The sequence below is a fragment of the Streptomyces purpurogeneiscleroticus genome, from assembly GCF_020024005.1.
Classification (GTDB): domain Bacteria; phylum Actinomycetota; class Actinomycetes; order Streptomycetales; family Streptomycetaceae; genus Streptomyces; species Streptomyces purpurogeneiscleroticus.
This window is the reverse complement of the sequence record NZ_NHSG01000079.1, coordinates 1-8,121: the sequence shown is the minus strand read 5'-3', so window position 1 is coordinate 8,121 and position 8,121 is coordinate 1. Positions and strand designations below refer to the sequence as shown.

At 72.1% G+C, this 8,121-nt stretch carries 6 protein-coding genes; 1 reads left to right on the top strand and 5 read right to left on the bottom strand.

The genetic code is table 11. From position 1 onward, the window contains the following. Positions 1 to 58: 58 nt before the first annotated feature. The 4 genes from CCS38_RS02460 to CCS38_RS02445 form a co-directional block, all read right to left on the bottom strand. Positions 59 to 859, bottom strand: coding sequence for a VOC family protein (locus tag CCS38_RS02460; RefSeq protein ID WP_223731521.1), 801 nt, complete (start codon positions 857 to 859; stop codon positions 59 to 61). Between the two features lie 218 nt (positions 860 to 1,077). Next, positions 1,078 to 2,613 carry an acyl-CoA synthetase gene (locus CCS38_RS02455; RefSeq protein ID WP_223731520.1) on the bottom strand — a complete coding sequence of 512 codons (1,536 nt, stop codon included), beginning with the start codon at positions 2,611 to 2,613 and terminating at the stop codon, positions 1,078 to 1,080. A gap of 238 nt (positions 2,614 to 2,851) precedes the next feature. Beyond that, complete coding sequence (locus CCS38_RS02450) at positions 2,852 to 4,402, bottom strand: acyl-CoA synthetase (RefSeq protein ID WP_223731519.1); 1,551 nt, start codon at positions 4,400 to 4,402, stop codon at positions 2,852 to 2,854. 33 nt (positions 4,403 to 4,435) lie between these two features. Beyond that, positions 4,436 to 5,539, bottom strand: coding sequence for an NAD(P)H-dependent flavin oxidoreductase (locus CCS38_RS02445; RefSeq protein WP_223731518.1), 1,104 nt, complete (start codon positions 5,537 to 5,539; stop codon positions 4,436 to 4,438). Positions 5,540 to 5,649: 110 nt separating this feature from the next. Between CCS38_RS02445 and CCS38_RS02440 the strand changes: the two genes are divergently transcribed. Then, positions 5,650 to 6,381, top strand: coding sequence for an HAD family hydrolase (locus CCS38_RS02440; protein ID WP_223731517.1), 732 nt, complete (start codon positions 5,650 to 5,652; stop codon positions 6,379 to 6,381). A 14-nt stretch (positions 6,382 to 6,395) separates the two neighbouring features. Here the strand turns inward: CCS38_RS02440 and CCS38_RS02435 are convergent, their stop codons facing one another. After that, on the bottom strand, positions 6,396 to 7,961 hold the full coding sequence (locus CCS38_RS02435) for a phytoene desaturase family protein (RefSeq protein WP_223731516.1): 1,566 nt from the start codon (positions 7,959 to 7,961) through the stop codon (positions 6,396 to 6,398). Positions 7,962 to 8,121: the final 160 nt, after the last annotated feature.

Here is an 8,121-nt window from a genome sequence, read left to right as displayed (position 1 = left end):
CCACTCACCGTCCCTCGGCCCTGTCCCGTCCACAGCCCCGCTGCCGTTCCCGTCCCCCTCAGCTCGTAGGCGGTTCTCCCTTGATGATGGCGAACGTGGCGCCGTACGGGTCGCGGAACATTGCCAGGCGGCCGACTCCCTCCGCGTCCACCGGCGCGATGAGGGCGACCGCGCCGCGCTCGGTCGCCGCCGCGGCCGTCGCGTCGCAGTCGTCCACGCCGAAGTACGGGTGCCACTCGGACGTGGCGCCGCGGTCGAGGTTCTCCTGGGGCAGCTGCATGATGCCGCCCTGGCCGAACGCGGGCGAGGCCGCGACGCCGGCAGGCACGACGATGGTGTACGCGCCCGCCTCGCCCATCGGCAGGTCCTGGTACTGCCAGGAGAAGACCGAGCTGTAGAAGTCCTTCGCCCGGGCGCTGTCCGTCGTGTACAGCTCCGTCCAGCACAGGGCGTTGGACTCCATCACGACCTCCAGCCCCTTCGTGTCGCCGGGCTGCCAGACCGCGAACTGGGCGCCGTCGGGGTCGGTGAACGCGGCCAGCCGGCCCGCCGTGAAGACGTCCATCGGCTCGGCGCGGACCGTGCCGCCGGCGTCCGTCACCGCCTTGGCCGTGCCGTCCGCGTCCGGCGTGTGGAAGTACACCGTCCAGGAGGGCTTGGCGCCCTCCTCGACCAGCGGGCCGATCGCGGCGACGGTCCTGCCGTCCAGCCGGAAGAAGCCGTAGCCACCGGCCTCCGGCCCTGCGGACTCGAAGGTCCAGCCGAACACCTCGCTGTAGAAGGCGACGGCCGCGTCCACGTCGGGGACTCCGAGGTCGAGCCAGTTCGGCGCGCCCGGTTCGTACTTGGTCGAGAGCATGAGCAGGTCCTTCGGTGTGAGGCGAAGCGTATGAACTGCTGTCATGACGGTGTGCGCCCGCCGGCCGGGTACGGACCGCACCGCCCATTTTTCTGAGCGGTTCTCAGCATGGCAGGCACCACTGACAGTCGCCCCTCAGCGACACGTCACTGCAGGTCAGGCGGCATGCCGCCGCGGCGTGGGCGGGAGCCGGGGGGCACCGGCCGCCGGCCCGCCGCTCACCGCTGTCGGCCGAACCGCTCCCGAAGCTCCCGCTTGAGGATCTTGCCGCTGGCGTTGCGCGGCAGCTCGGGGACGAAGACGACCCGCTTGGGCGCCTTGAAGGCGGGCAGCCGGGTGCGGGCGGCGTCGATCAGCTCCTGCTCGCCGAGGTCGCCCGCCTCCTCCGTCCGTACGACCACGGCCGTCACCGCCTCGATCCACCGGTCGTCCGGCAGTCCGATCACCGCGACCTCGGCGACCTTCGGATGCTCGTACAGCACGTCCTCGACCTGCCGGGAAGCGACCAGCACGCCGCCGGAGTTGATGACGTCCTTCACCCGGTCGACGACCGTGAGGTACCCCTCGGAGTCGCGTACGGCGAGGTCACCGGATCGGAACCACCCGTCCCTGAAGGCGGCGGCCGTCTCCTCCGGCTTCTCCCAGTACCCCTCGCACAGCTGCGGCGAGCGGTAGACGACCTCGCCCGCCGTGCCGTCGGGCACGTCCTGGCCCTCCTCGTCGACCACCCGCGCCTCCACGAAGAGCACGGGCCGCCCGCAGGAGTCCATCCGCCCCGCGTGCTCGCCCGGTCCCAGCACGGTCGCCAGCGGGCCGATCTCGCTCTGCCCGAAGCAGTTGTAGAAGGCGAGCCCGGGGAGGCGGCCACGGAGCCGTTCCAGTACCGGCACCGGCATGATCGACGCGCCGTAGTACGCCTTGCGCAGCCCGGTCAGGTCGCGCGCAGTGAAGTCGGGGTGGTGGGACAGGCCGATCCACACCGTGGGCGGCGCGAAGAGGCTGTCCGCGCGTCCTGCGCCCACCAGTTCGAAGATGGTCTCGGCCACGGGCGCGTCCAGGATGGTGTTCTGTGCGCCCACGGCCAGGTAGGGCAGCAGGAAGACGTGCATCTGGGCGGAGTGGTAGAGCGGGAGGGAGTGCAGCGGCCGGTCGGTTTCGGCCAGGTCGAGTGCGGTGATGGCGCTGACGTACTCGTGGACGAGCGCGCGGTGGGTCATCATCGCGCCCTTGGGGAGCGCGGTGGTGCCGGAGGTGTAGAGCAGCTGGACGAGGGTTTCGGCGTCGACGTCCGTGAGCGGGGGGAGGGCGGCGAGAGCCGCGGGGTTCGTGCGCAGCTGTGCCAGCCGGGCGAGGAGCGCGTCGTCGGCGTCGCGGAGCGGCAGGGCCCGTACGCCGTCCGGGAGTTCGTGCGCGAGCGCCGGGTCGGTGAGGACCAGCGAGCTGCCGGATTGTTCGACGATGTACCGGAGGTCGTCGCCGGTGAGGTGGTGGTTGATGGGGACGTGGACGAGGCCGGCGCGGGCGCAGGCGAGGAATCCGATCAGGTAGGCGTCGGAGTTGTGCCCGTACGATCCGACCCGGTCACCGGGGCGCAGTCCCTCCCCGAGGAGCAGCCTGGCCGCGGCGGTGACCGCCTCGTCCAGTTGCCGGTAGGTCCAGGACCGTTCGGCGTACCGCACCGCCGTGCGCTCCGGCACCCGCCGCGCGCTCCGCCGCAGCATTCCGTCGACCGTACTGCTCCGCACTCCTGCCATGGCGCGATCCTGTGCCCAGCCTCCGCCCGGGTCAAGGGAAGCGGCACCGGGACGCGCCGGCCCCCGGGACCCCACCCGCCGCGCCGTACCTCAGAACACGCGTCCGCGGTGCGCCTCCAGAGCGCGTCCGCGCCACATCTCCAGAGCGCGCCCGCGCCGCACCTCAGAGCGAGCCTCCACGCCGTACCTCAGAAGGCCCGTCCGCGCCGCGCCTCGGAGCGAGCCCCCGCGTCGCCCCTCAGAGCGCGCGTTCCCGGCCCTCCCAGTACGGGGCGCGCAGCCGCCTCTTGTAGAGCTTGCCGTTCGGGTCGCGCGGCATGGTGGCGATGAAGTCGACGCTCTTGGGACGCTTGTACCCGGCCAGCAGGGTGGCGCAGTGGGCCAGGATGTCGGCGGCCAGCGCCTCGGCCGGTACGCGGCCGTCCGCAGGCTCCACGACGGCCTTGACCTCCTCGCCCCAGTCGTCGTGCGGGATGCCGAAGACCGCGGCGTCGGCGACGGCGGGGTGGCCGAGCAGCGCGGCCTCGATCTCGGCGGGGTAGATGTTGACGCCACCGGAGATGATCATGTCGATCTTGCGGTCGCGGAGGAAGAGGTAGCCGTCCTCGTCGAGGTAGCCGAGGTCGCCGACGGTGAAGAAGTCGCCGATGCGGTTCTGCTCGGTCTTGCCGTCGTCCTTGTGGTAGCGGAAGCCGCCGGTGGCCATCTTCATGTAGACGGTGCCCAGCTCGCCGGCGGGGAGGCGGCGGCCGTCGTCGTCAAATATGGCCAGCTCGCTGATGGGCCAGGGCCTGCCGACCGTGCCGGGCTTCTTGAGCCAGTCCTCGGCGGTGGCGAACGCGCCGCCGCCCTCGCTGGCCGCGTAGTACTCCTCCACGCACCTCCCCCACCAGTCGATCATGGCGCGTTTGACGTGGTCAGGGCAGGGCGCGGCGCCGTGGATGGCGTGCCGCATCGAGGAGACGTCGTACCGGTTCCTGGTCTCCTCCGGGAGGGCGAGCAGCCGGTGGAACTGGGTGGGCACCATGTGGGTGTGCGTGCACCTGTAGGTGTCGATGAGGCGCAGCATCTCTTCGGGCGTCCAGCGGTCCATCAGGACGAGCCGGTGGCCGATGTGCAGGGCGGCGGCGGAGAACTGCAGGACGGCGGTGTGGTACAGCGGCGAGCACACCAGGTGCACGTTGTCGTCGAACGGCTGGATGCCGAAGATGCCGAGGAAGCCGCCGAGGTGGGTCTCCTCGGGGAGCTTGCCGGGCAGCGGGCGGCGGATGCCGCGCGGGCGTCCGGTGGTGCCCGAGGTGTAGTTCATGACCCAGCCGAGCGTGCGGCCCTCAGGAGCCGTCTCCGGCTGTCCGGCGAGGAGTTCCGGGTACGGGCGGAAGCCGTCGGCCGTGCCGACCGCGTAGCGGCGCTCAGCGGGCATTCCGGCCTCGTCCGCGGCGGCGCGTGCCTCCTCGGCGAACCGCTCGTGGGTGATCAGCACCTTCGCGCCGGAGTCGGCGACGATCCAGGCGATCTCCGGGCCGACGAGGTGGTGGTTGACGGGTACGAGGTAGAAGCCCGCCTGTGAGGCCGCCAGGTAGGCGGTGAAGAACTCGACGCCGTTGGGCAGCACGGCGGCGAACGCGTCGCCGCGTTCGAGGCCCGCGGCGCGCAGTCCGTGGACGAGCCGGTTGCACGCGGCGAGCAGCCGGCCCGCGGTCCACTCCTCGCCGTCCGGCGCGATCAGGACGGTGCGGTCCGGGTCCGCGGCGGCCTGGGCCCAGAAGCCGTTGGGGGGTTGCGACATGGCCGAGCTCCCTTCGGGCGGATTTCGGGCGGATCAGGCGCGACCCGCGATCCGATTGATGCGGTCGATGGCGCGTTCGAAGCCGCGGGTGAGGTCGTCGAAGACGGCCTGCACGCTGCGGGTGTTGTTCATTTGTCCGACGATCTGGCCGACGGGGGTGCCGAGCAGCGGCCCGGTCTCGTACTTCTGGATGCGCGAGAGCGCGTCGGCGACCAGCAGGCCCTGCAGGGGCATGGGCAGCGGGCCCGGGCCCGCCGGGTCGTCCCAGGCGTCGGTCCACTCCGTACGGAGCTGGCGCGCGGGCTTGCCCGTGAGGGCGCGCGAGCGGACGGTGTCACCGGGGCCGGCCGCGAGGAGCTTCTGGGTCAGCCGCGGTGAGTGCAGCTCGGCCTCCTCGGTGGTCAGCCAGATCGAGCCGAGCCAGACGCCCTGTGCTCCGAGGGCGAGGCCGGCGGCGGCCTGTTCGCCGGTGCCGATGCCGCCCGCGGCCAGTACGGGGAGCGGGTCGACGGCGCGTACGACTTCGGGGGTCAGCACCATCGTGGCGATCTCTCCGGTGTGCCCGCCCGCCTCGTACCCCTGGGCGACGATGATGTCGATGCCGGCTTCCTGGTGGTGGCGGGCGTGCCGGGGGCTGCCGGCCAGCGCGGCGACCAGGATGCCGTGATCGTGGGCTCGTTGAACGATGTCGCCGGGCGGTGAACCCAGTGCGTTGGCCAGCAGTTTGATCGGGTAGTCGAAGGCGACGTCCAGCTGGGAGCGGGCGACCTGCTCCATCCATCCGGTGATCCGCCACCCGGGCGCGGCGCCCTCGGGCAGCGGCGGCACCCCGTGTTTGTCGAGCGTCCGCTCGACGAAGGCGCGATGCTCCTCCGGGATCATCGCCTCGATGTCCGCCTCGGTGACGCCCTCGACCTTCTTCGCGGGCATCACGACGTCCAGGCCGTACGGCAGGCCGCCGGTGTGCTCCTGCATCCAGTCCAGGTCGCGCGCGAGGTCGTCGGCGGCGGCGTACCGTACCGCGCCGAGCACGCCGAACCCGCCGGCCCGGGAGATCGCCGCGGCCACCGCGGGGAACGGCGTGAACCCGAAGACGGCGTGCTCGACACCCAGTGTGTTGCTCAACTCCGTCTGCATGCGCGCAGGATGCCGCAGCCCGCCGCACGAGGGAAGAGATTTTCTGACACAACGTCAGTTCTTGCATTGTCCTACACCGGCTTTACGGCTGCCGGAGAAAGATCCCTCCCATGAGACCTCTCCCCGCCTGCGGCCCCGAGGGCCCACTGCGCACCCCGGACGGCCCGCTGCGCCCCTCCCCCGTGCGCGCCGTGCTCTTCGACTTCTCCGGCACGCTCTTCCAGATCGCGTCGTACGCCGACCGCATACGTGCCGCTCTCGGCTCGCCCGTGAGCGAGGCGGCGATGGACGCCCTGCTGGCGGGTCTGGAAGCCGGTCTGGCGCTGCCGGAAGTCGTTGCGGCGCAGCGGGGCCGCGATGTCTCCGCTGCGGCCCACAGGCGCGCGTTCACGACGTGGTACGCGTCCGTGCCGGGCCTCGTGCCGGTCGCTGAGGCGCTGTACGAGCAGCTGCGGTCGCCGGAGCACTGGCGCCCGTACGCGGACGCGGCGGAGACGCTGGACGCCCTCGCGGGGCGCGGCATCGCGCTCGGTGTGGTCAGTGACGTCGGCTGGGACCTGCGTCCGACCTTCGCGCACCACGGGCTCGACCGGTACTTCTCCGTGTGGGTGCACTCCTTCGAGCACGACACGGAGAAGCCCGATCCGGCGCTGTTCGGGCACGCCTGCCGAGAGCTGGGCGTCGCGCCCGCCGAGACCCTGATGGTGGGCGACCACGCGGCCAAGGACGGCGGCGCGGCGGGCAGCGGTCTGCGGCCCTACGTGCTGCCGGCCGGCGCCGCCCCGGGAGCGGTGCGCGGGCTGGACGCGGTGCTGCGCCTCGTATGCGCGCCCGGCCCCTAGAGAGCCGCAGGCCCTCAGCCCTCCAGTACCGCCATCGCCGCGTTGTGCCCCGGGATGCCGCTGACGCCGCCGCCCCTGAGGGCGCCCGCGCCGCACAGCAGGACATTCGGGTGCGCGGTGGCGACGCCCCACCGGGCGGCGGGGGTGTCCTGCACAGCGTCCTCCGTGGCGTCCTCCGCGTACGGGAAGGACAGGTCGCCGTGGAAGATGTTGCCGCCCGGGAGGCGCAGGTCGCGTTCCAGGTCCAGTGGGGACTTCGCCTCGATGCAGGGGCGGCCGTCGGCGTCGTGTGCCAGGCAGTCGGCGAGCGGCTCGGCGAGGTGTGCGTCGAGCTGTTCGACGGTGGCCCGCAGGAGGCGTTCCCGGGCCGCGTCGTTGTCGGCCGCGAAGAGCCGCGCCGGGGTGTGCAGACCGAACAGGGTGAGGGTCTGGTAGCCCTGGCGCACCAGGTCGGGGGCGAGGATGGAGGGGTCGGTGAGGGAGTGGCAGTAGATCTCGCTGGGGGGCGCGGTGGGCAGTTGGCCGGCCGCGGCCTGCTGGTAGGCGGTCTCCAACTGCTCGTAGCCCTCGGCGATGTGGAAGGTGCCCGAGAACGCCTCGCGCGGGTCGACGGTCTCGTCCCGCAGCCGGGGCAGCCGCGTCAGCAGCATGTTGACCTTGAGCTGGGCGCCTTCGGGGGGCTCGGGCGGCTGCTCTCCGAGGAGCGCGGCCAGCGTCTGCGGGGCAGCGTTCACCAGGACGTGCCGGGCGGCGAACGTGCCCTGCGCACACGTCACTTCGGCCGTCTTCCCGTCGGTGGCCAGGCCGGTCACCTCGTGTCCGGTGGCGATCTCGGCGCCCGCCTGCCGGGCGGCGCGGGCCAGCGCGTCGGTGAGCGCGCCCATACCGCCGATGGGCACGTCCCAGTCGCCGGTGCCGCCGCCGATGACGTGGTACAGGAAGCAGCGGTTCTGCCGCAGGGACGGATCGTGTGCGGAGGCGAACGTGCCGATCAGGCCGTCGGTCAGGACGACGCCGCGGACGAGGTCGTCGGCGAAGGTCTTCTCGATCGTCTCGCCGACGGGCCGCTCGAACAGCGCCTGCCAGGCGTCCTCGTCGTCGATCCGGGCGCGCAGCTCGGCGCGGGTGGGGAGCGGTTCGGTGAGGGTGGGGAAGACCCGCTCGGCGAGCCGGGCGGTGGTCCCGTAGAAGCGTTCCCACGCCTCGTACTCGCGGTCGGAGCCGGTCAGTGCTTCGAACGCGGCACGGGTGCGGGCCGGGCCGCCGCCCACGAGGAGCCCGCCGGGGCGGCCGTCGCGGTCGGCGGGCGTGTAGGAGGAGATGGTGCGCTTACGGACGGCGAAGCGCAGCCCCAGGTCCTGCACGATCTTCGGGGGCAGCAGGCTGACGAGGTAGGAGTAGCGGGAGAGCCGCGCGTCGATCCCGGCGAAGGCCCTGGTGGAGACGGCGGCGCCACCGGTGTGGCCGAGCCGTTCGAGTACGAGCACACTGCGCCCGGCGCGGGCGAGGTATGCGGCGGCGACGAGGCCGTTGTGCCCACCGCCGATAATGATCACGTCGTAGGACGTCCGTTCCGGCATGTCTCTTGGTAGCACGGAGCGATCAGTACCGGCCAGAGGGCGACACTCCTCCGGTCAGTGGTGAACAGGAATGGTCACTTCCAGTCCCGTTCGATCAGCGCACTCCAGTGCCCCTCCAGTCCCCCTTCAGCGCCGGCCTCACCACTCCCTCACTGCCCCC